The organism is Ruegeria sp. HKCCE4148 (genome assembly GCF_017872495.1).
Lineage (GTDB): Bacteria > Pseudomonadota > Alphaproteobacteria > Rhodobacterales > Rhodobacteraceae > Ruegeria.
The window spans coordinates 811,764-834,179 of sequence record NZ_JAEDOS010000002.1 but is presented as its reverse complement, the minus strand read 5'-3'; the positions used below and the strand labels follow the sequence as shown (position 1 = coordinate 834,179).

General features: G+C 57.8%; 16 protein-coding genes. 10 read left to right on the top strand and 6 right to left on the bottom strand.

Going from position 1 to position 22,416, the window contains the following annotated elements; all coding sequences use genetic code 11:
- Positions 1 to 4 precede the first annotated feature (4 nt).
- On the bottom strand, positions 5 to 1,195 hold the full coding sequence (gene bhcA, locus I9187_RS08980) for an L-aspartate--glyoxylate aminotransferase BhcA (RefSeq protein WP_171238018.1): 1,191 nt from the start codon (positions 1,193 to 1,195) through the stop codon (positions 5 to 7).
- Positions 1,196 to 1,405: 210 nt separating this feature from the next.
- Between bhcA and I9187_RS08975 the strand changes: the two genes are divergently transcribed.
- A complete protein-coding gene (locus I9187_RS08975) occupies positions 1,406 to 2,221 on the top strand; it encodes an IclR family transcriptional regulator (RefSeq protein WP_171176568.1) in 816 nt (271 codons plus the stop codon).
- A gap of 124 nt (positions 2,222 to 2,345) precedes the next feature.
- Here the strand turns inward: I9187_RS08975 and I9187_RS08970 are convergent, their stop codons facing one another.
- Positions 2,346 to 3,275 (bottom strand): LysR family transcriptional regulator, encoded by a 930-nt coding sequence (locus I9187_RS08970; protein ID WP_171238019.1) that lies wholly within the window; start codon positions 3,273 to 3,275, stop codon positions 2,346 to 2,348.
- 60 nt (positions 3,276 to 3,335) lie between these two features.
- Between I9187_RS08970 and I9187_RS08965 the strand changes: the two genes are divergently transcribed.
- From I9187_RS08965 to I9187_RS08950, 4 genes are all read left to right on the top strand, one after another.
- Positions 3,336 to 4,127: a 2OG-Fe(II) oxygenase gene (locus I9187_RS08965; RefSeq protein WP_171176572.1), complete on the top strand. Its 792-nt coding sequence runs from the start codon at positions 3,336 to 3,338 to the stop codon at positions 4,125 to 4,127.
- Entirely contained in the window at positions 4,124 to 5,383 is a 1,260-nt protein-coding gene (locus I9187_RS08960; RefSeq protein WP_171176573.1) for a Xaa-Pro peptidase family protein, read from the top strand. Before I9187_RS08965 ends, I9187_RS08960 begins: the two co-directional genes overlap by 4 nt.
- Before the next feature lie 71 nt (positions 5,384 to 5,454).
- On the top strand, positions 5,455 to 7,251 hold the full coding sequence (locus I9187_RS08955; RefSeq protein ID WP_171176575.1) for a cobalamin-dependent protein: 1,797 nt from the start codon (positions 5,455 to 5,457) through the stop codon (positions 7,249 to 7,251).
- 136 nt (positions 7,252 to 7,387) lie between these two features.
- Positions 7,388 to 8,494 carry a Hint domain-containing protein gene (locus tag I9187_RS08950; RefSeq protein WP_171176577.1) on the top strand — a complete coding sequence of 369 codons (1,107 nt, stop codon included), beginning with the start codon at positions 7,388 to 7,390 and terminating at the stop codon, positions 8,492 to 8,494.
- A gap of 11 nt (positions 8,495 to 8,505) precedes the next feature.
- Here I9187_RS08950 and I9187_RS08945 read toward each other — a convergent pair whose 3' ends face one another.
- On the bottom strand, positions 8,506 to 9,432 hold the full coding sequence (locus I9187_RS08945) for a LysR family transcriptional regulator (protein ID WP_171176579.1): 927 nt from the start codon (positions 9,430 to 9,432) through the stop codon (positions 8,506 to 8,508).
- A gap of 106 nt (positions 9,433 to 9,538) precedes the next feature.
- Between I9187_RS08945 and I9187_RS08940 the strand changes: the two genes are divergently transcribed.
- The 5 genes from I9187_RS08940 (at position 9,539) to I9187_RS08920 (ending at position 16,061) form a co-directional block, all read left to right on the top strand.
- A complete protein-coding gene (locus tag I9187_RS08940) occupies positions 9,539 to 10,915 on the top strand; it encodes an aminotransferase (RefSeq protein WP_171176581.1) in 1,377 nt (458 codons plus the stop codon).
- Between the two features lie 109 nt (positions 10,916 to 11,024).
- A complete protein-coding gene (locus I9187_RS08935; protein WP_171176583.1) occupies positions 11,025 to 12,509 on the top strand; it encodes an aldehyde dehydrogenase family protein in 1,485 nt (494 codons plus the stop codon).
- Positions 12,506 to 13,768, top strand: coding sequence for an aminotransferase class I/II-fold pyridoxal phosphate-dependent enzyme (locus I9187_RS08930; protein WP_171176585.1), 1,263 nt, complete (start codon positions 12,506 to 12,508; stop codon positions 13,766 to 13,768). Before I9187_RS08935 ends, I9187_RS08930 begins: the two co-directional genes overlap by 4 nt.
- Complete coding sequence (locus tag I9187_RS08925) at positions 13,769 to 14,782, top strand: glutamate cyclase domain-containing protein (RefSeq protein WP_209509390.1); 1,014 nt, start codon at positions 13,769 to 13,771, stop codon at positions 14,780 to 14,782. It abuts the gene before it with no gap.
- A 19-nt stretch (positions 14,783 to 14,801) separates the two neighbouring features.
- A complete protein-coding gene (locus tag I9187_RS08920) occupies positions 14,802 to 16,061 on the top strand; it encodes an aminotransferase class V-fold PLP-dependent enzyme (RefSeq protein ID WP_171176589.1) in 1,260 nt (419 codons plus the stop codon).
- A gap of 43 nt (positions 16,062 to 16,104) precedes the next feature.
- On the opposite strand, the gene I9187_RS08915 is transcribed toward I9187_RS08920, so the two are convergent.
- From I9187_RS08915 to I9187_RS08905, 3 genes are read right to left on the bottom strand one after another with little or no spacing between them, the layout of a single operon-like run.
- Complete coding sequence (locus tag I9187_RS08915; RefSeq protein WP_171176591.1) at positions 16,105 to 18,519, bottom strand: FAD-dependent oxidoreductase; 2,415 nt, start codon at positions 18,517 to 18,519, stop codon at positions 16,105 to 16,107.
- 5 nt (positions 18,520 to 18,524) lie between these two features.
- Positions 18,525 to 20,942: an FAD-dependent oxidoreductase gene (locus I9187_RS08910; protein ID WP_171176593.1), complete on the bottom strand. Its 2,418-nt coding sequence runs from the start codon at positions 20,940 to 20,942 to the stop codon at positions 18,525 to 18,527.
- A 4-nt stretch (positions 20,943 to 20,946) separates the two neighbouring features.
- Complete coding sequence (locus tag I9187_RS08905; protein ID WP_171238020.1) at positions 20,947 to 22,365, bottom strand: trimethylamine methyltransferase family protein; 1,419 nt, start codon at positions 22,363 to 22,365, stop codon at positions 20,947 to 20,949.
- Between the last annotated feature and the right edge of the window lie 51 nt (positions 22,366 to 22,416).

The following is a 22,416-nucleotide window of genomic DNA, read 5'->3' as shown; positions in this document are numbered from 1 at the left end:
CTCCTTACGCTGCAGATTGCATGGGTGTGGCACGGCCCGCGCGGAAGTATTCCTGCGCTGCGGCCACGCCGCGGCCCAGCTCGATCGGATAGTCCAGATCGGCCATGGCCATTTCGATCGTGGCCAGACCGGACAGAACCATCACGTCCGTCAGGCTGCCCAGATGGCCGATGCGGAAGGCCTTGCCGTTCATCTCGCCCAACCCGATGCCAAAGCTGACACCATATGTGTTGAAGGCATGATCCGTCAGCGCATTGCTGTCGAAGCCGTCGGGTACATAGATCGCGCTGACGGTGTCAGAGTAGAGATCCGGCGACTGCGCCACCAGCTCCAACCCCCAGGCCGAGGTGGCCTTGCGCACACCTTCGGCGAGACGGAAGTGGCGGGCATAGACATTGTCCAAGCCTTCCTCGAACAGCATTTTCAGGCTTTCGCGCATGCCATAGATCAGCTGCAGCGGCGGGGTATAGGGAAAGCCGCCCGACGCGTTGGCATTCATCATGTCGCGGAAGTCAAAGAAGGTGCGCGGCAGTTGTGCCGTCTCCATCGCCGCCAGCGCCTTGGGGCTGACACACAAGATCGCCATTCCGGTGGCCAGCATGAAGCCCTTCTGCGAGCCCGAGACCGCGATATCAACGCCCCAGTCGTCAAACGCGAAGGGCATCGAGGCCAGCGAGCTGACGCAATCTACAAACAGCATCGCCGGATGAGTGCTGGCATCCATTGCCCTACGTACCGCTGCAATATCCGAACGTACGCCAGTCGCCGTCTCATTATGGGTGACCAAAACCGCCTTTATCTCATGGGCCTTGTCGGCGGCCAGAGCCTCGGCGAACTTGTTCGCCGGAGCACCGCTGCCCCATGGGCATTCGATGATCCGGACATCCAGCCCGTGACGCTGACACAGGTCGATCCAGCGATGGCTGAACATGCCATAGCGCGCCACGAGGACGGCATCGCCAGGGCTGAGCGTATTGGTCATCGCGGCCTCCCAACCGCCTGTCCCGCTGGCCGGGAAGGTAATGACCTGGCCCGAGGTTGTCCCAAATACCCGCTTGGTGTCTTCCAACACAGGGGCAAACGTTTCAACAAAATCGGGCGCACGATGGTCTTGCGTCTGAACCTGCATCGCAAGACGCAGACGATCGGGGATATTTGTGGGCCCCGGAATAAAAACTGGGTTTTGTTGAGACATGGCTTGCCCCTCCTCTTTGGTAATATGATGTTACCAATGCTTGGGGTTTGCAATTTTCTCGAAAATGTTTTTCACATAGCGAAAAAATTACCTAGCGCATTGAAACACATGGGTAAGATCGTTTTTCACTTTGGAGAGGAAATTTTTCAAATTTGAAAAATTCTGCAGCGAAGCCTAAAAGCGAGCTGTGGACCACATAGGAAAATCCCCATGGAGAATCATAAAAAGCCGCGCGGCAGGCCCAAGTCACTGTTCAAGGAAAGTTCAGCCGGAACACTGCAATCCCTGGACCGGGCTTTGGAGACATTGACGACCCTGGCGACGCTGGAACGCTGCACGCTGAGCGACCTCAGTCGCGAGACGGGCGTGCCAACGGCTACGACGCATCGCATACTGACGACGCTGTCCAACCGCGGCTATGTCAGTTTTGATGAGCAACGCCAGGAATGGATGATCGGGATCGAGGCGTATCGGACTGGTGCGTCTTATCTGAACCGCAACAGCGTGGTTGAGATTGGTCGACCGATCCTGCGCAGGCTTATGCGCGACTCGGGTGAGACGGCGAATATGGCAATGCCAGATGGAAGCCATGTGGTATTCGTCAATCAGATCGAAACCAGCAATCCGATCAGGGCCTTTTTCCCGCCCGGCGCGCGGACGCCGATGTACGCGTCGGGGACCGGAAAGGCATTGCTGGCCGAGCTTAGCCAGGATGCCTTGGGCAGGCTGACGTCGGACCTTACGTTTGAGCCTTACACAGATCGCACGCATAGATCGACGGCGTCTCTGTTTGAAGATCTTACACTGATCCGACAACGCGGTTGGTCCTTTGATGATGAGGAGCGTTACGAGGGAATGTCCTGCACCGGAGCGGCAATTCAAAACCAATTTGGCGTTGCATGTGCGGGTATTTCCGTCTCTGGCCCCACTGCGCGGATCAACAAAGCGAACGCTGCTTACTTCGGCGAAATGGTCCTTGAGGCGGCGCACGAAATTACATTGGCAATCGGTGGTCAGCCGCGCTGAGCAGCCTCTGCCTTTGTGCGCTATGAACGTGACATTCGAAACAAATACTCAGGGACTTGCCCTGGGCAAAGACCATCATCTAAGCGATCAAGCGTTGATTAACTAGCGGTGTGCCGGTGCTCGCTCATGCCCAATTCAGTGCCAGATGCGCGCTGAACTGACGGACGGCAGAGGTATCGAAACGCGCATGCGGGATCACGCAAACATAGTCCTTTTTCATTTTCAAGGCATGTTTCGACGGGATAACGAGTAGCCCCGATGCAAGGTCCGTTTTGGCCAGGACGGAAGGCACCAGCGCGATACCGGCCCCCCGCTTGGCTGTTGCGATGGCGAAGGTCAAATCGTTGATCGTCAAACCCGCATCAGAAAACGGCGTTGCATCAGACTCGACCTGGCGCCTCCAATCCGACCAAAGTGGCTCGCTTGCATAGTTTGAGCCCCATTTGTTGTGGATGAATTTGTTGTCCGGGACATTTGTCAGTGCTTCATCCATGTTGGGATATGCTTCACAGAACCAGGGGGCGCAGACCGGTATCGCAACATCTGAAAACAGGCGAGTTTCCCGGTAACCCGGATAAAGCGCCGAGCCATAGGTCAGACGTATGTCGATGGCTTCACGTTCAAAGTCGATCGGGTCTTCCTGAACGCGAACATCCAGCGATATTCCGGTTTCTTCGGTAAACGTGATGGCTTTGGGCAGAAACCACAACTCAGCCAATGCCGGCAGCACGCTGACAACCAACTGCCGGGTTGACGTATCGCTGCGTACGATCCGAGCGGCTTCAGACATTTCCTCAAAGGCACGAGCGAGCTTGGGGTACATCATTTCACCCGCATCCGTCAGCGAAATCCGGTTGCCTTTGCGGACGAACAGTTTTTTGCCGAGATGATCCTCAAGGGTTTTGATCTGTAAACTGATCGCGGCCGAGCTGACGCTCAGTTCTTTCCCAGCCAATACGAAACTGCCACATCGGGCTGCGGCTTCAAAGGCGCGCAACGCGGTCAGAGGCGGAAGAGTGTGCCCATAGCCCATAGTAAAACTTATGATACCCAATAATTTTCCTGGTTGCTTTTGTCATAAACTGAACTTCAATGAAGTAAAGGAGGACGCGCGATGAAGCACTTGCTGGATCTTGAAAAATACCCTTTGCACAGACCTGACAGCCGGGAATACGAGAAACTGGTGAAAAAGTGTCGGGCAGACCTGGCATCTGACGGCATGTTCAACCTGCCAGGATTTTTTAAGCCTGGCATCGCACAGCAAGCTGCAGATGCGGCGAAACCCGCGTTGGACACAGTCTCATTCAGGCATGCGCGTAAACACAACGTCTACTTCAAAGATGATATGCCCGGCATCGACGATGCGCATCCGGCGATGGTCAAATCGCAGACTGTCAACCATACACTGTGCGCCGATCAGCTAGAGGGCAACCCGGTGATCGATGTATACGAATGGCAACCCTTCGCCGACTTTCTGGCTGCAACAATGGGCAAAGAAAAGCTGTATCAGATGGATGACCCCATGGCGCGTGTGAACGTGCAGGCAACACGGGATGGCGAAGGGTTGAACTGGCATTTCGACCGCTCGGAATTCACGACGACGATCTTGTTGCAGGCCCCTGAGGTGGGCGGTGAGCTTGAGTATCGCAAAGACCTGCGCACGCCGGATGACCAAAACTATGAAGGTGTTGTCGCTGTTCTGGCCGGGAAGGACCCGGAAGTAAAACGGATCATGCCGTTGCCCGGCGCGCTTAATGTGTTCCGTGGGGTGAATACACCGCACCGTGTTGTACCTGTTCAAGGCGACACCGAACGCGTGATCGCGATTTTCTCGTTTTATGAGACCCCTGGCGTTTATTTTTCCGCCGAAGAACAAATTGGTTTCTATGGGCGTTCCGTGTCATGACTCAGGTGCGCCCTGCCTTCAAGGATGAGCGCAAGCTAACCTACCTGAACCGCGACGGTGCGGATAAGCCGCTGATCAGCCCAGTCCCACAGGCCACTCTGGATGCGGCCCGTGCCTATCGATTGGCCCGATTGCGACAGCAGATGGCACAGCATGATGTGGCAGGTCTGTTGCTCTATGATCCGATTAATATCCGCTATGCGGTCGACAGCTCGAACATGCAGATTTGGACGGGCCACAATCCGGTTCGTTATGCGATGATCCTGGCGGGCGGCCCAGCAATCCTGTGGGAGTTCAAGGGCTGTGAACACCTGAACAATGGTTTGCCCGGTATCGACGAAATTCGAACCGCCGTGTCATGGATGTTCATGACAAAGGGCGACAAAGCCCCTGTTGGCGTTGAAGGTTGGGCTGATGAAATAGCTGACGTAATCCGCCAACATGGTGGTGGCAATCGCCGCTTTGCTGCAGACAGGCTGGACGGCCCGGGACTTCACGCGCTTCAAAAGCGCGGTCTAACTTTCGTGGAAGGGGGTGAATTGACGGAGCGCGCGCGCTCGATCAAGTCCCCTGACGAAATCGAACTGATGCGTTGGACCATTCGCGTCTGCGAAGCTGGGATGGCACGTATCTACGAACATTCAGTTCCCGGCGTAACCGAACGCGAGCTATGGGCCCATCTTCATTTTGAGAATGCACGTTCGGGCGGAGATTGGCTTGAAACCAAGCTTTTGACCTGCGGTCCTAATACAAACCCTTGGTACAAAGAATGTTCGGACCGGGTATGCCGATTGGGTGAAATGATATCGTTTGATACAGATATGATTGGCCCGTACGGTTACTGCGCGGACCTCAGCCGCAGTTGGACCTGTGGTTATACCCCGATGACGGATACGCAGCGGCGGATCTATGCGACGGCTGTGGATCAGATCTACCATAACCTGGATGTGTTGAAGCCGGGGATGACATTTGCCGAGTTTAACGAAAGAAGCTGGCGCATTCCTGAACGGCATGTTGACTATCGATATTCGCTGGCGGTCCATGGCGTGGGCATGGCAGATGAATGGCCTGTCATCCCGTTGCATGTCGATTTCGATGAGACCGCCATGTCGGGCGTAATCGAGCCGGGAATGGTCGTCTGCGTCGAAAGTCTTGTTGGGGAAGAGGGCTCGGAAAGTGTCAAACTGGAAACTCAGGTGCTGGTAACCGAAACAGGGATTGAACGGTTGGACAGTTTCCCTTGGGAGAGTATCTAGGTGCCTTCGTCACCGGAAATCGCTGGGGTTAATAGACTTGCCTGCTGCACTGAATTGGCCATTGTGGCGAAATGGACGATCGAAACCTCAGAATTGACAGAGCGGCGCTTCTGCCAGAGCAGGACCTGATCAGCGGCCCAGAGCTGTTGAGCTGTGGTAAAAAAATGGTGTCGGACTGGCGTGTCGGCAGCAGTGCTTTCCAGGTCGCGACCGGGTACAAGAACGAGATTGACTACAAGAAGTCCATGATCCGGTCCGGGCAGGTTATGCAGCATGCGCATCTTGGATTTCGGGACGTGTCCCACAGTATTGATGCCATCCGAAGGGTGTATGATACCTGCGCCCAGCGCGGTGCACGGGTTGATCGCTTTGGTATGTGTCTGGATTGGTCGATGGGGTTTCCGAGACATCAAAGAACCGAAAACGTGCGTGGAACAGGTGTTATCCTAAAGGACGCGGACGCGTTTGCGCGTCTTACACAAGCCAGCCCCGCGGCGATGCATTTCGGTGATTTCATGCTGGGGTTTCCGGCAGCTCTGGAAAACACATGCGCTGCACTTGCGGCTGGGGCCACAACGATCGGCAATCTGGGGCAGTATTTCACGTTTCGTCTGCCGGGCTACCAAGACGATATAGAGACCACAAAAGCTACCGTTAAGGCGCTTGGCCTGATTGCCGCGCAACCTGTTCCTGTATTGGTGCACTCAAATCTGGATGACGGATACGCCGCAATATTCGAGGACCTGACCTCGGTCTTGGGTCAGGCTTTGCTTGAGAAGCACATTGTAACCGGGCTGATCGGCGCGCCTTATGCTGTTTGCTATGGCCATCACTTTACCGAACCCCTGACGCGTCTGGCATTTCAACGCGCCTTGGCGCAGATCAGCGATGGGGTTCCGGGGTCGCAGATCTATGGCGCAACGGTGCTTTACAAAGGATCGCGTGCCGAAAACTATGCAGGGCTGTCCTCGTATCTTTTGTCCGATATTGTGGCGCAGCGGTTGCGACCAAGCGGGCACGCGCTGAACCCGGTTCCAGTAAGCGAGAATGAGCGCATCCCCGACGTGACCGAGATTTGCGACGCACAATGTCATTTGAGCAGGTTGACCGAGCTGGCAGAGGGGTATCTGCCCCTGTTTGACATGACTGAGATTGATCGGATCAGCGATATGCTGCTACGCGAAGGTCAGCGTTTTGCAGATCGGGTTCTTGCTGGATTGTCAAAAGGTGGCATCAATACAGACGATCCCTTTGAGATGCTGCTGGCCCTGCGTCGCATCGGTGGGCGCGCTTTGGAGCAAGCCTTTGGCGGAGGTGAAGAAAGGCCAGATGCGCCGCGTCGCAGAACCCCCATTGTAAGCGCTACAACATATCGCGAACTAGAAGAAGCCGCCGCGCGTTTCATGTCCTCTGAAGCCGGTCGGGCAGTGGCCCATTTGGCCAAGTCTTCTGCCCGTATTCTGACTGCAACCACAGATGTGCACGAGCATGGGAAGATGCTTTTGGATCTGGTGTTCGGCAAAGCAGGATTTGTTGTCATAGATGGTGGCGTTTCAAGCGACCCGGATCACATTGTGGCCTTGGTCAAACAAAACGCGGCCGATGCCATTGCACTTAGCACGTATAATGGCGTGGCGTTGCGGTACTCAAAAACACTGTTGCAAAAGTTGGAAGAGGCCGGGTTGGATGTGCCGGTTCTGATCGGCGGTCGGTTGAACGAGATACCAGAAGGCACGAATACAAGCCTGCCTGTGGATGTGACCGATCAGCTGACCGAGATCGGGGTCATTGCCTGCACTAATCTGGAGGCTGCCGCTGAGGCGCTGGAGAATGTGCTTGCCCGCAGCATACCAGACCGTGGATTGTAACTCTTTTCACGTAGCGCTGCTTTGGGCGAAATGTCCGTCAATAGCGAATCCGTCAATGTTTATCTGTTGTGCCTGTTTGCAAGAAGCCGACAATCCTTTAGCCTGAAAAAGCGTTCCGCAAGTGAGCTGAGGGGACATGGCTGACTATATCGTACACGCTTTGGCTGCCAGCCAGGTCTCGATCACTGGAGGTGAAAGCCTGAGCGGTATCACCCAGGGTGATGGGTCAAACCTTGTCGGTCAATTTATAACGATCGGCAATGGCCCGCTGACGGATCTAAACGTGTCAGACGCCGGATCGGACTCCGATTTTGACGACAATGACGGGAACCAGCGCTTAAACGGTGCTCAGAGCTTTGATGGTACGACCTATGCCGATGGGACGCGTATCGAGGCTGAATACAGCATCACGCTGCGTGACAACAGCACCGGGCAAACCTATCAGGTTCTTGGTGTCAACATTAACAATTCCTCTCCTTCGTTTGGCACCACCGAAGGTGTGGCCTTTGTTGGTAGTTTCCCACCGCGCGGAGTGCCGCTTGAGGTTATCTCATCCGCAGAAGGGCCAGGGTCTTCGGGACAGCCGCCTGTCGATGAGAGCAGTCTGGTACCTTGTTTCACCGGGTCAACATTGATTTCAACGACGACCGGGCCAGAGCGGGTCGAACAGATTACACTGTCGGATCTGGTCCTTACACGTCAACATGGACCTCAACCTGTGCGATGGATTGGCAGACGGCGGGTCGCTGAATCAGAGCTTCATGCCAACCCAAAGCTATACCCGGTTCGAATTCTTGCCGGGTCTCTGGGAAACGGATTTCCGCAGAGGGATCTGTTGATATCGCGGCAGCATCGAATGCTTGTCCGCTCGTCCATTGCCGAACGCATGTTTGGCGTCCCAGAGGTTCTTGTCCCGGCTATCAAATTGACAAGCCTTCCTGGGGTTTACGTGGACAAGACTGTCCAGGAAGTCGAATACTTCCACCTGCTGTTTGACCGGCACGAGATCATCTTTGCTGAAGGCGCGCCGTCAGAGAGCCTGTTTACCGGGCCCGAAGCGCTCAAGGCGATTAGCGCTGAGGCGCGAGAAGAGATTTTCGTGCTGTTCCCAGAACTGAAACAAACGGATGTGTTGCCAGAGCCTGCCGGGTTCATCCCGACGGGCAAACAGCAACGGAAACTCATTGACCGTCATGTCAAGAACGAGAAACCCCTTGTGTCATTAGCTGACATCGCACTTTAGACCTATTGCGGTCAGGTTATGTGAAACCCACAGTCAGGCAGGCTGCACCATTCCGACAACAACTTGGCGATTTGTAAAATCGGATCACCATCTTCCATATCCTCTGACCTTAATACTGCGTGCCACGGCACGGAAATACCGTCCCGAGTAACCTGAGCGCCAACGATGCGGCCTTCTTTGAGCGCTGACTGAAGCGCCCAGTTCGAAAGCACACTGGTACCCAGATCCGAGGCAACCAACTCGACAATCGCTTCGGGCAATTCGACAGTTGCAGCCCATTTCGGGTAGCTGTCCGTCGGGCGGAACAACAGCGCGAATTCGCGGTCAGGCTCTGGGATCTTGGTATAGGTGATAAATGGCTCACCCACGATATCAGACCCTTCCACATATGGGTGATCCGCCAGACGATGTGACGGTGGCATGATGTAAAGCAAAGGGTCGTCAAACAGTTTGATGCTGCTGAGCCCGGCTTGCGAGACCGTGCCAGAGGTAATCGCGATGTCCAGATGCCGGTTTAGTAGCCCGCTCAGCGGGTCGCTGCGCGCGCCAGCCATGATTTGGATATCAATCCCGTCGGTGCGCGCCTTCATGAACTTGATGAACGAGGGCAGCCAGCGATAGTTGCTGTAGGCTTCAACCGACAGACGTACGACATGTTGTACGTTGGCATTCATGCGCCGCACGTCCTCTTCCGCGCGGCTCAGATCGGTCAGGATGCGCTCGGCCACGATTGCCATGTAGTCGGCAGCGGGCGTCCGGCGCAGTTTCTTGTGCATTCGGGTGAACAGAGGCACATCCAGTCTGCGCTCGGCCTCTCGCAGACGATGCGACAGGGCCGAAGGTGTCACGCCCAGCTTTTTGGCGGCATCAGTGATCCGGCCAGTTTCATTGATGGCTTGGATCAATTGCAGGTGGCGCAGATCGAGGAGAGGTTTCATGTGTTTTTAGCCTGAAAAATATTCACAAAAACCAAAAAACTTCGAAATTGAAATTCAGTCAATAACAAGGTGAAGTCCCGGCAGGTTTTCTTTTGGAGCATACGCCATGAACGTTGACGCCCGACGCGCGATTGAACAGGACAAGGCGCATCACGTCCATCCGCAGTCTAATTTGCGTCAGCATGCCGAGAATGGCCCGACCATGATCACCCATGGTAAGGGCGTCTTCATCTACGACAGCGAAGGGCATGAGATCATCGACGGGTTTTCCGGGCTGGGTTGCGTCTCGTTGGGTTACCATAACGAGCGCCTATCCAACGCGGCCAAACGCCAGATGGATGTTCTGCCTTTTGCACCGACCTTCTACAACCGTTCGCACCCACGTGTTGCGGAATTGGGTGAGCGCCTGATTGGTATGGCTCCGGTCGACATGGACCGGGTAATGTTCCAGTGTTCCGGGTCCGAGGCGAACGATACTGCGATCAAGCTGCTGTGGTACGCCAACACCGCCAAAGGCGAGCCCAATCGCCGTAAGATCATTGGCCGCGTACGCGGTTACCATGGCAACACGATAGCCACCGTGTCCTTGTCGGGCCAACCGCATATGCATGCCAAATTTGGCCTGCCGCTGTCCGAATTCAAGCACACCGAATTGCCAAACTACTACCGCTTCCACATCGACGGTGAGAGCGAAGAAGAGTTCTCGGCCAGAATGGCGGCCAAGTTTCAAGAGCTGATTTTAGCGGAAGGCCCTGAAACCGTGGCGGCATTCTTTGCCGAACCGGCCATCTCAGGCGGTGGTGCACTGATGCCGCCCGAAGGCTATTGGCGAGAAATGCAGGCGGTTCTACGTAAATACGACATCAAGTTCCTGGCCGACGAGGTCGTTTGCGGCTTTGGTCGCACCGGCAATATGTGGGGCTCGCAGACCTGGGGGTTAGAGCCTGACATGATCTCGTGTGCCAAAGCGCTGTCGGCGGCGTTTTTCCCGATCTCGGCGCTGATGTTCAAGGATGAGATTTACGCCGACATGATGAAGAACTCGGATGAGGTTGGCACGTTCGGTCACGGCTACACATATGCCGGACACCCGGTAGGTGCTGCCGTCGGGCTTGAGGCGTTGGATATATACGACGAGATGGATCTGGTCGGCCATGTCCGCAGGGTCTCGACCCGGTTCCTGGAAAAATGCCACGCTATGGCGGATCACCCGCTTGTGGCCGAGGTGCGGGGTGTTGGCCTGTTCTGCGGTTTCGAACTGATGAAGGATGCCAAAACCCGCGAACCTTTCGATCCCTCTTGGAAAGTGGGCGAACTTGTGCAGAACTTTGCCCATGATCGGGGTCTGTACTTGCGGGCGATTGGCGACCGGATGAGCTTTATGCCGCCGCTGATCATCAATGAGGATGAGATTGATGTTGCGACTGAACGGTTCAAGGGCGCGTTGGACGACGCGTGGGCCGTGGTCCGCACCAAGATCTGATTTGCTTTAGGGTCAGATCCAAGCTCTCACCCGGTCGCTGCGCCGCTGAACTCCCTCCAGGCGGCGCGACTTATTCTGAAATACCTCTAGCCTGCCAAGGAGAACAGGGATGACGACACACCTGGAACCGAAACTGCCCGAAGCGGGTTTGGCCGGAAGCTATATCAACGGGGCATGGCACTGGCCCGAAGGGCGACTAGTGGTCGAAAATCCCTCGCGTCGCGCACCCATCTGCGAGGTTGGTCGCGGCACGTCAACCGAGGTCGACTTGGCCGTCGAAGCCGCCCGTGCCGCGCTCCCAGCGTGGCGCGTTTTGGCGGCAAGCGAGCGTGGCAAACTGTTGACCGAACTCGGCCGTCGCCTGGAAGAAAATGTCGAAGAAGTCGCCCGCGTGCTGGCTGCTGAAAGCGGGAATGCGATCAAAACCCAGTCACGCGGAGAGGCATTGGGCGCGGCGGGCGTTCTGAAGTATTATGGTGGTGTGGCGGTTGAGCAAAAGGGCGAAACCCTGCCGCTCGGCCCGGGACTGCTGAGCTATTCGACGCGCGAGCCACATGGGGTTGTGGGCTCGATCATCCCCTGGAATTCTCCATTGCAGCTTGGTGCGGTGAAGATTTCGATGGCGCTTGCCACCGGCAACTGCCTGGTGTTGAAACCTGCCGAAGATGCGCCCCTGGCAATCCTGAAACTGGCTGAACTTGCGGATGGCTTGTTTCCACCGGGTGTTTTTAATGTGGTCACTGGGTTGGGAGAGGAAGCTGGTGCAGCGCTTGCTTCGCATCCGGGTATCGACAAGGTGTCCTTTACCGGTTCAAGCGATGTGGGCAAGTTAATTGGCCATGCCACGGCTGATCGCATTGCAAAACTTACTCTGGAACTGGGCGGGAAATCCCCGACCATCGTCTTCCCTGACGCCATCGCCGATGGCCGTCTGGACAGCACCGCGCAGCAGGTGGCAAACGCGATGCGGTTCATGCGGCAGGGCCAAAGTTGTACCGCCGGATCGCGCCTGTTTGTGCACAAGGATATCTGGGATGAGTTGATGCCGAAGGTCGCCGAGAAATCGGCAGCTTTGAAAGTGGGTGATGCGCTGGATCCAGACGTGGATATGGGCGCGGTGGTTAACGCGGAACGCTATGGTGAAATCCGCGCCTATGTGGCCGAAGCTGAGGCAGAAGGGGCCACCTTCCTGATCGGCGAAACGCCAGCGGAAGACCCGGCGGGTTTCTGCCCGAACCCCACCATCATCACCGGCGTTGATAACAATTGGCGCATCTCCCGTGAAGAGGTGTTCGGCCCGGTGATGGTCGCGATCCCCTTCGAGACCGAAGAGGAGGTGATCGCTATGGCCAATGACACTCACTATGGTCTTGCAGCCTTCCTGTTCACCCATGACGTCAGCCGCATAACGCGCCTGACGCGCGCTATCGATGCAGGCTGGATTCAGGTAAATCAGGGCGGCGGGCAAATCCCTGGGATGTCTTACGGGGGCACCAAGCAGTCGGGTATGGGCAGCGAATACTCGATTGAGGGAGCGCTAGAGGCATATACATACCGCAAATGCGTCACAATCAATATCGAGGGCGGCGCGTGAGCACGGACCGGTTCGGCAATGCAATTGACCCGGGCGTGGGATATGCTCGGGGGGCGCTGCTGCGGGGCTCGGGGGATGAGGTGCGCAGGTTGGCGCAGGCCGGTCGCGTGGCCAGAGATTTCGTGGCCCGCGAAGGCATCGACAAGATCGCTATCTGTACCGGTAACCTGCGGTTTTTTCCCGCCACACCGGACGATCTGAGCCTGCTGTGTGAGGAATGGATTGGTCCTGGCCTGTTCGGGGAAGAGCTGCGCAAGGCTGCTATCGCGCATCTGGGTGGACAGGGGCATGAGGCGGCGGCAGTGGTCAATCGCACTAGCGCGGGGATCGTGGCGACTGTGTTGGCGCATTCAGGCGGCAACCCGGTGCTTTCTTTGGTGGCCGCAGGCGACCGCAGCCATGCCTCGCTTCTGCGCGGGGCACGGCTGGCTGGCGTGCCGGTGCGAGAGGTTCATGATCTGGACGCAGTGCAAAAGGCTCTGGCAGAAGACAACCCGGCGCTATTCGTGATCACGCCTGTCACCTCGGAACTGTCGATGCTTGGCGATGATCTGATCCGCGACGCCGCTACGGCTGGGAACAAGGCGGGCTGTGTCACGTTCCTGGATGACGCCTATGGTGCGCGGTTCCGCCCGGTGCTGTACGGCGGTGGAGCGTCGCTGTCCTTTGGGGCTGATTTGATTATCACCAATGCAGACAAGGCTGGCCTGTCTGGCCCGCGCGCTGGTGTCCTGTGTGGTGAGGCTGCGGCGTTGGTTCCTGTGCAAGCGAAAGCGAGTGAGCTTGGGATGGAGGCTCGTGCCCCCGTCGCCGTGGGTGCAATGCGTAGTCTGCAAGGATTTACCCCCGATCTGTTGCTGCAAGAGGCGCGGGATGGTCAGGACCTGGCCGACGCGCTGGACAGCGTGCTGGGGCAAGGGCGCATCACTCGGTCGGCTCTTGGTCCAAAGATCGATGAACAGGAAGCGATGGAGATTGTTCTGGGCATGGCCGGGGCCGACAGGTCAGAATTGGTGCCAGCCGAGGTGACCGCGGCCATTGGTATGTTAATGCTGCAGAGCAAAGGGATTGTCACGGTCAACACCCATGGGCAACCCGGCGGGCGTGTCTCGATCCGGCTCAAACCGACATCGGGTGCTGTGGCGAGGGCTGGGGGTGCAATGGCGGTGGCTGACTGTTTGATGTCGGCAATGCGCCAGACTGCGCGGCATTTGCACGACAAGAAATGGTTTGCGGCAACACTGTTTGGAGACACGTGAATGGCCGATACGGCTTTGATCACCCGGCTGGATAATCGACTGGAACAGCTTGTGAACATCGATATGGGCGAACGCGGCCTTGAGCACCTGTTCGAGGCAGCCCGTGCGCTGGAAGGCCGGTCGCTGGTTGGGGCGGCTGCGGATGCGCTGATGGCAGTGCCAGAGGGTGGAACAGTTGTGTTGACTACCGGATCGGTCTCGCGGGCCTGGATCACGCCTGATCTGGGTGAAAACGATGGCCCCTCGGGTGCGGCAGCGATTGCGCGCGCGCTGGTACTGGCCCGCAATGTGACCTGCGTCATGCTGTGCGAGGAAACTCTGCTGCCTGCGATCCAGAACACCTGTCAGGCTGCCGGGCTTTTTCCCGTCACGGTGGAACAGGCGGCGATTGCGAAGGCAGACAAAAGCCTTGCCACGATTGTTATGCTTCCCTACGCCACCGATGATGCGGACGGGAAGGCGCAGGCCGAGACCCTTCTGGCCAAGCTGAACCCTGATCTGTTGTTCTCGACCGAGCGTGTCGGGCGCAATGAATTTGGCGTCTATCACTCAATGCGCGGTATCGACTATGGCATGGGTCGCGCGCGTGTCGATTTCCTGTTCGATCTGGCACTTGAGCGCGGCATTCCAGTAGTGGCGGTTGGCGATGGTGGCAACGAAATCGGCATGGGTAAGGTCGCCGACCATGTGAAGGCACATGTCCCCTACGGAGACACATGCCAATGTGGTTGCGGTGGTGGGATCGGCGCTGTGACAGGCTGTGATGTATTGGTGACGGCTGCCTGTTCCAATTGGGGCTGTACCGCGATTGCTGCTGCCATGGCAGCGCGTGCGGGCAACGCCAAACTTCTGCACACACCAAACCGAGAAACCCTTCTGCTGGACACCATGGTCTCCAACGGCCTGATCAATTCAACCCACGGGATCGTCGACGACAGCGTCGATGGGTTTCCCCGCCAAAGCCATGTCGCGGTGGCCGAGCTTTGCCGCACGATCGTGAGCCGCGCGCTCTGACAACTCACAGGACTAAACTATGATCCAAGACAATCCCGCCCTTATCGACGCAATCCGTGACCGTTTTGCTCATGTCGACAGCTGCCCGTTTCAGGGCGAGCGCATTTTCTTCGAAAACGCTGGTGGTGCGCTGACATTGAAATCCGTGGCTGAAACCTCAGCCTTTTATGCCGCAATCCCCGACAACCCAGGTCGCATCAACCCGGCGGGGCAGGGTACCCAGAACGTGATCAACAAGGCCAAGCAAGACCTGACCGTCTTCATGAACGCGTCATCGGGTCAGTTCTTTGCAGGGGAAAGCGGGACAGAACTTTTGTTCCGCTTGATCCGAACCGCCTGTTTGACCGCTCCAAAGGGGGCAAAGGTGATCGGGTCGTCCATCGAACACCCCGCCACTCGCAGTGCTGCGCGCCGGTGGGCCGGGATCGCCGGGCTGGACTATGTCAATGTTGCACATGACGACGATACCGGTTTGGTCACGCCCGAGGACTATGCTGCACTCATGACTCCGGACGTGGCGGTTGCAACGATCCTGCATGCGTCGCCCGTGACCGGTATGGGTATGGATGTTGCCGCAATCTCGAGCGCGATTCGCGCAGTTGCGCCGGATTGCCTGATCATCGTGGATGGCATTCAGCACGCAGCTCATGGGCAGCTGGATCTGGATGCCTACAATGTCGATGGCTATGCGATTTCACCGTACAAAGTTTTCTCACGCCACGGATATGGCATTGCGTGGATTTCCGACAAGCTAAGTGCTGTTCCGCACGACATGTTGATCGACGCTCCTGCAACCGGTTGGGAGTTCGGCACACGAGACACCGGCTCTTATGCTACTGTTTCTGATGTCGTGTCGTATTTCGACTGGCTGGGTGGAGAGGTTTCGGATGAAACCGAACCCCGCCAACGGATCGAAGCTGCGGGTCGAGCCATCCATGCCTACGAAACGCATCTGACCAACACTGCCATCAATGGCACTGGCAACCTGCCAGGTCTGCGCGATATGGATCACGTCACAATTCTGGCCGGAGCGGACAACCCCGCGCGCGAAGGTCTGGTGTCGATCGTTGTTGATGGCCATTCATCCGAGGATGTGGTCGCCACTCTGAACGCGCAGGGTATCAGAACCCATGTGCGCAAGGCCGATCATTATTCCGGCAACGTACTGAATCCGCTGGGTTTGCCGGATTGTATCCGCATCTCGTTCTGCCATTATAACACCGAAAAAGAGATCGCGCGCCTTCTGGCTGCCGTAAAAGAGATGGGTCAGGACGGCTGACACCACAGGTTTACAGCGTTAGATATTGGAGATGCGCGGTTCCTTAACCGCGCATCTTTTCGTTTCCGGGATCATAAAGTGCGCGCAGGCTCGCCGTTGTGGCGATGGTTTTTCCTGCAACCATGATTTGATAGCTGCGTTTGGCAAGCTCTTTCATGGCCATCCCGTCGGGACGTGTGACATAGCCCATGCCAATCGCACCGCCTACGGTCCACCCATAGCTGGCCGAGGTCAAACGCCCGACAATCTGGCCGTCGCACAGGATCGGCTCTTTGCCAAAGACCAGCGCCTCTGGGATTTCCAACCGGAAAGACAGCAACCGGCTTGCAGACCCCGCAGATTTGCGGGCTTCGATGGCGGCTTTGCCGGTGAACTCGGTGGCGAAGTCACAGGCAAAGGTCAGGCCGCTTTCGACCGGGCTGTCATGTGGTCCGATGTCGTGGCCCCAGTGGCGAAAGCCCTTTTCGATGCGGCATGAGTCAACTGACATGCCGCCACATAAGCGCGGTGCATCGGGCGCAGCCATGATTGTTTCGAACACCTGCTGGGCGAACTCGGCAGGGACATGCAGCTCCCATCCCAGCTCACCTACATAGGTGATCCGCTGTGCCCGGATCGGAGCATGACCGACATTCAATGCCTGCCATGTTCCAAAGGGGAACGTGTCGTTCGACAAATCGGCATCGGTCAGCTTGGCTAAAAAGTCCCGCGCGCGCGGTCCCATCAGGGCCAGTGTTGCCTCGGACGAGGTCACGTTGACCACGGATACATCCGTACCTGCCAGCTGCTTTTTCAGCCAGTAGTCCGTCTGAGGCTCAGCCCCGGCCGAGGCCATGACCATGTAGCGGTTTGCATTCAGGCGTGCGACGGTTACGTCTGCCTCGATCCCGCCTTGCGGGTTGAACATATGGGTGTAGACCAGCGCGCCTGGTGTCACGGCCATATTAGCCCCGCAGAGCCGCTGCATCTGTGCCTCGGCATCCTGCCCGTCGACGATGAACCGCCCAAAGGTCAGGTCGATGCAGCCCAGATTAGTGCGCAGAGCCTGATGTTCGGCCTGCCAATCGTCGAACCACGGCTCGCATCCGAAGCCATCCGTCATCTCGCGCCCATAGTAGAGCGGACGTTCCCAGCCATTGGCGCTGCCGAATTGTGCGCCCGCGTCGCGCAGGTGGGTGTAGTAAGGCGTCCGGCGTAGACCGCGCGCCTGTGTTTTGCGCAAGTAGGGCCAATGCATCTCATAAGCATGGCCGAGCGTTTCGGCCGCCTTGGTCGCGGTATAGCTGCGCGCGTTCAGGCCCGGCACGATGCGGCGGCTGTCCACATCGGTCAGGTCCATGGTCATGTGACCGGCCATGATCCATTCGGCCAGCGCCATGCCCGCGCCGGGGCCGTTCTGGATTCCGGTTGAGTTGAAACCCGCGGCGACCCAATAGCCCGCCGCATCCGGAACCGGGCCCAGATAGTGTTTGGCGTCGGGGGTAAAGCACTCCGGCCCGTTGAAAAACTTGCGGATACCGGACTCAGCCAAGGCTGGAACCCGCTCCATCGCGGCTTCAAGGATGGGAAAAAGGTGTTCCTCATCGCAGGGCAGTTCGTCGAATTCGAACGTCTCGGGCAAACCGTCCTTGGGCAGCCACGGTGTTGCGTTTGGCTCGGAACAACCGATCAGAAGCTTGCCCGCCTCTTCCTTGTAATAGGCGTATTCGTCCATCACCCGCAGGACAGGCAAGTCACCGGTCACACCCTCAATCGGGTCGGTCACAACGTAGTAATGGTTGGTGTAATGCAGCGGAATCTGCACCCCATGAGTCAGGCCAAACTCGCGCGCCCACATGCCGGTGGCGTTGACCACATGCTCGGCGCTGACCAGACCTTCGGCGGTTTCAACGCCGACAACGCGACCGCCTTCGATCACAACGCGGGTGACCTTGGTATCTTCAAAAACCTGCGCGCCGTGGGCCCGCGCGCCCTTGGCCAGAGCCATCGTCGTGTCGATGGGATTGGTATAGCCGTCGCCGGGAAACCAGAACGCGCCCTTTGCACCGTCGACGGACAGCAGAGGCCAGCGATCCTGCGCCTCGGTCAGGCTGATCTCTTCTGCGCGCAACCCGCATCCATGGGCATAGTCGACCTTGCGCCGCAACTCCTCCATACGCGCCTCGGTCAGCGCCACGGTCATCGAGCCGTTGCGCTTGAAACCGGTTTTCTGCCCGGTCTCATCCTCAAGGCTTTCCATCAGGTCGAGGCCATACTTCGCCAGCGCCGACGTGACCGGAACCCCCTGCGTTTCGCTGACCAGACCTGCGGCGTGCCATGTCGTTCCGCTGGTCAGTTTCTTACGCTCGAACAAGGCGGCGGACCAGCCTGCCTTGGCAAGGTGATAAGCGGTCGCGCAGCCGACAATGCCGCCGCCAATGATGGCGACCTGAACGTCCGTCGGAAGAGATTTCGCCATGGGTTTTATCCCCGCAACCGGTCGTTTTCAGGATCGTAGAACGGCACGGTCGCCACAGTCGCATTGACCGGAACGCCAAGCACTTCGATCTGGTATAAATCACTGGGCTGCGCCGCCTCGGTCAAATAGCCCAGAGCGACCCGCTTGCCGATGCGGAACCCGGTGCCGCCCGAGCTGACATAGCCTACGGGCTTGCCGTCGCGGCAGATGGGGTCGGAAGACAGCGCGTCGGCGCCGTGGCCGTCGAGTACGAAGGCGGTGAAATGGTAATCCTTCGGCTGCTCAGCCTGCGCCAGAAACGCGTCGCGTCCAACAAAGCTGTTTTTCTTTTTACTGACAAAACGATCCAGCCCTGCATCAAAGGCGGTGTATTCGATACCGAAATCCGCGCGCCAGCCGTGATAGCCTTTCTCAAGCCGCATGGCGTTCAGCCCGTAAGAGCCGAACTCGACAATACCGTGTTCAGTGCCCTGATCCATTATGGCGGTGTAGACGCGGACCAGATCGGCGTTGCGCATGTGCAGCTCCCAACCCAGCTCTCCGACATAAGACACGCGCAGGGCAATGACCGAAGCACCCGCAACAGTGATTTCGCGAACTGACATCCAAGGCGCGTTTTCTTTTGATAGATCATCCTGGGTCAGGGGTTGCAGGACGTCGCGGGATTTTGGCCCCATGACCATTAGGGCAGCGTCAAAATCCGAACCTCGGGTCAGGGTCACGCCCACGCCCGGCAGGAATTTCGACATCCAGTCGTGATCGCGCTGATCGGCCAGAGTCGGGCCGCAGAGCAGGTATTTGTTTTCATCCAGCCGCGCGATGGTGGCTTCGGACCAAATCTTGCCTTTGGGCGTCAGCATATAGGACAGCTTGACCCGGCCCACGCCAGGCATTGCACCACAGAAGACGTAGTTCAGGAACTCGGTGGCTTTTGGTCCTTCGACTTCATACCGAGTGAAGCCGCCATGATCCATCACACCAACCCGGTCCCGCACGCCTTCGCATTCAGCTTTGACCGCATCGTGCCAGACCTCGTGATGGAAACCCAGCTGCCCGTCATTCTTGATTTGATCTGTCTGGAACCAGAAAGCGCGTTCCCATCCGGCAATCTGCCCAAACACAGCGCCTTTGTCTTTGAGCGTATCGTAAAGCGGCGTGGTCTGCACCGGACGACCCGATTTCCACATACGATGTGGGTAGGGGATCGCGTATTGATGTTCGTACAACTCGCTCGAGCGTTTGACGGTGTAATCGAAGGTCGCCCATTCCTTGCCAAAGCGGCGGGGATCCCAGAAGGACATGTCCCATTCGGTTTCGCCCTCGGTAATCCACTCGGTCAGGGTTTTCGCCGCTGCTGCTGAGTGGGTGATACCCACCGGGAAACAGCAAGCGTGGTAGAAATTCGGCAGACCAAAGGCCGGACCACAGAGCGGCGCGCCATCGGGGCTGTAAGGTATCGGGCCGTTCACGAAGCGGCTGACCCCGGCCTCGCCCAATAACGGCACATGTTCCAGCGCGGCTTCGAGGATTTCGGCGATGTCGTCGACGCTGTCGGGATAAAGCTGGTTGGCAAAGCAATCGGGCATCCCGTCCAGCCACGCGGGCCGCCCTTCGTGTCCGTAAGAGCCCAGCAGCAACCCGTTCCGCTCGCGCCGAAGGTAATACATGATGTCCGGGTCGCGGACGAGGGGGAAGTTTTCCGGGTTCGCTTCCAGTTCCGGCAGGCTTTCGGTGACCAAATATTGGTGTTCCAGCGTTACGACGGGCAGTTTCTGGCCGACCATCTCACCCACCTGGCGACCGTAATAGCCCCCGGCGTTGATCACGATGTCACAGACAACATTGCCCTTGTCCGTCTGAACCTCCCACTCGCCCGAAGCGCGGCGTGAGATGCCGGTGACTGTGGTGAACCGCGCAATCGCCGCGCCCTTATCCCGAGCGCCTTTGGCCAGGGCCTGGGTCAGTTGCGAAGGGTCCACATCGCCCTCATAGGGGTCAAGGATGCCGCCGATGATGCTGTCGCCTGAACTGAAATAAGGGTGCATGTCATCCATTTCGGACGGGGTGAGCATCGCCATGTCATAGCACAGACCCTTGGAAACCCCGACAAGATGGCGGAACAGGTCCATGCGTTCGGGCGTGTGGGCGGGCCAGAACGCGCCGGTGTGGCGGTAGGTGATCGGATAATCGACCTCTTCCGCCAGATCCTTATACAGCCGCCAAGCATAATTGCCCGCGCGCATCCCGCCCCAGCTGTTGGCATAGGTGGGGATGTTGCCCGCTGCGTGCCAGGTCGACCCGCTGGTCAATTCGTTCTTTTCGATCAGCAGTGTGTCGGTCACCCCGGCTTTGGCAAGATGATAAAGGGTCGAGACACCAACCGCGCCGCCCCCGATGATCACAACTTTGGCTTGGCTTTTCATGTGCTTAGTCTTTCAAGTGGATAGGCATGCGGGCGCGCAGGGCGGCCTCGATGTCGGCGGGCAGATGGGACGGTGCGGGCTGTGCTTCGATCTCGGCAACGCGGGCTATGGCCTTGTCCCAGACAGTTTGCGCACCACTTTCAAGCCAGTCATTGACGCTCTGGCGGTCGCCCAAAGACGGATAGACGTATTCCTTGGTCATCAGATCCAGGGTCTGAGCAGTGCCGAGGAAGTGCCCCTCGCCGGTCACGACCTGTTCGATCATGTCCAGATCAATCGAGCCTTCGAACATTTCCACGCCGCGCACCGATCGCAGGATGGCCCCGCACATGTCGTTGTCTATGACCAGTGCTTCATTGCTGGCGGCCATGATCGAGCCCAGCATACCAACAGACAGGTTGATCATATCGGCTCCGCTCTGTGCCGCGAGCGCGATAGTGTATCCCTTTTCATAGCCCGATTGTGCATCGGCTGTCTTGGCATCTGTCATACCTGCTGACACGGTCGAAGGCAGGCCAAGGTTCAATAGCAACTGCGCCGCAGCAGCGTTGGCGACCGCAGCCTCGCCCGAACCGCCGGTCATGGCGCCGGTGCGCAGATCAGAGATAAAGGGCAGGAAGGCCAGAATGCAGGGAAAGCCCGGTTGCATCATGTTGACTAGCACCAGACCGGCCAAGGATTCCGCCAAACCCTGCGCCAAGGCGCCAGCCAGCGCGGCCGGGCTTGTGGCCCCAGCTTGCGCTGCGGAACAGATTTGTAGCGGCATTCCAAGTCGCACGCATTCACGCATCACCCCGCAGGCTTCCTCGGCCAGCGTCAGCGGTGGCACCACGTGGCAGACGGACGCAAAGCAGAAGGGTTGCGCCTTGAAGGCTCCGTCGCCGCCCAAAGCCGCGTCGAACATTTCAACCACGGAGGGCACGTTGGCGGGCTCGAAAAAACTTGTGCCAATAGGTTTCGAAGTCGCCTTCATCGCGGTAAATGCCGTGTTGATATCCAGCGTCAGCGGGTCTTCCAGATCCCGCGCCACAACGGGACGCAGGGAATAATGGATGTTGTTGCAGGCATCAACGATGCGCATCAGGCTGTACAAGTCTTGTAACGTGCTGTCGCGAAACGAATTTGTAGCGGCGTCCAGCACCTGCACCGCTGCACCGCCGGTACCGATATGGACGCGGCCGCCTCCAATCTCGATCCCGCGATCCCGAATGAATCCGGGCAGTTCTACGCGTTTACACGCCCCCGCGATTATGTCTTCAACCAAAGAGCGCGAAAAGGTGATGCGCCCGTCGTCCCGTTCCGTTGCGCCATGCTCCAACGCCAATACGCGAATGTCCTCCGGCGCACCGGACACACCAATCCGTTCCAGAATATCAAACGCCGTATCGGTGATATGGGCCAGTTTGCTGTTGTCCAGTGGCATGAACCGCCCTCCGACGGGCGGCGTTGTCAGCTTTGGAGTTTCGGAACCGGG

What these genes read in the sequence shown, in the direction of transcription:
- I9187_RS08960 (WP_171176573.1), top strand. Translation starts at nt 4,124, where the DNA reads ATGACTCAGGTGCGCCCTGCCTTCAAGGATGAGCGCAAGCTAACCTAC.
- I9187_RS08910 (WP_171176593.1), bottom strand. Translation starts at nt 20,942, where the DNA reads ATGAAAAGCCAAGCCAAAGTTGTGATCATCGGGGGCGGCGCGGTTGGT.
- I9187_RS08905 (WP_171238020.1), bottom strand. Translation starts at nt 22,365, where the DNA reads ATGCCACTGGACAACAGCAAACTGGCCCATATCACCGATACGGCGTTT.
- I9187_RS08945 (WP_171176579.1), bottom strand. Translation starts at nt 9,432, where the DNA reads ATGAAACCTCTCCTCGATCTGCGCCACCTGCAATTGATCCAAGCCATC.
- I9187_RS08920 (WP_171176589.1), top strand. Translation starts at nt 14,802, where the DNA reads ATGATCCAAGACAATCCCGCCCTTATCGACGCAATCCGTGACCGTTTT.
- I9187_RS08935 (WP_171176583.1), top strand. Translation starts at nt 11,025, where the DNA reads ATGACGACACACCTGGAACCGAAACTGCCCGAAGCGGGTTTGGCCGGA.
- I9187_RS08975 (WP_171176568.1), top strand. Translation starts at nt 1,406, where the DNA reads ATGGAGAATCATAAAAAGCCGCGCGGCAGGCCCAAGTCACTGTTCAAG.
- I9187_RS08950 (WP_171176577.1), top strand. Translation starts at nt 7,388, where the DNA reads ATGGCTGACTATATCGTACACGCTTTGGCTGCCAGCCAGGTCTCGATC.
- I9187_RS08925 (WP_209509390.1), top strand. Translation starts at nt 13,769, where the DNA reads ATGGCCGATACGGCTTTGATCACCCGGCTGGATAATCGACTGGAACAG.
- I9187_RS08965 (WP_171176572.1), top strand. Translation starts at nt 3,336, where the DNA reads ATGAAGCACTTGCTGGATCTTGAAAAATACCCTTTGCACAGACCTGAC.
- I9187_RS08940 (WP_171176581.1), top strand. Translation starts at nt 9,539, where the DNA reads ATGAACGTTGACGCCCGACGCGCGATTGAACAGGACAAGGCGCATCAC.
- bhcA (WP_171238018.1), bottom strand. Translation starts at nt 1,195, where the DNA reads ATGTCTCAACAAAACCCAGTTTTTATTCCGGGGCCCACAAATATCCCC.
- I9187_RS08955 (WP_171176575.1), top strand. Translation starts at nt 5,455, where the DNA reads ATGGACGATCGAAACCTCAGAATTGACAGAGCGGCGCTTCTGCCAGAG.
- I9187_RS08915 (WP_171176591.1), bottom strand. Translation starts at nt 18,519, where the DNA reads ATGGCGAAATCTCTTCCGACGGACGTTCAGGTCGCCATCATTGGCGGC.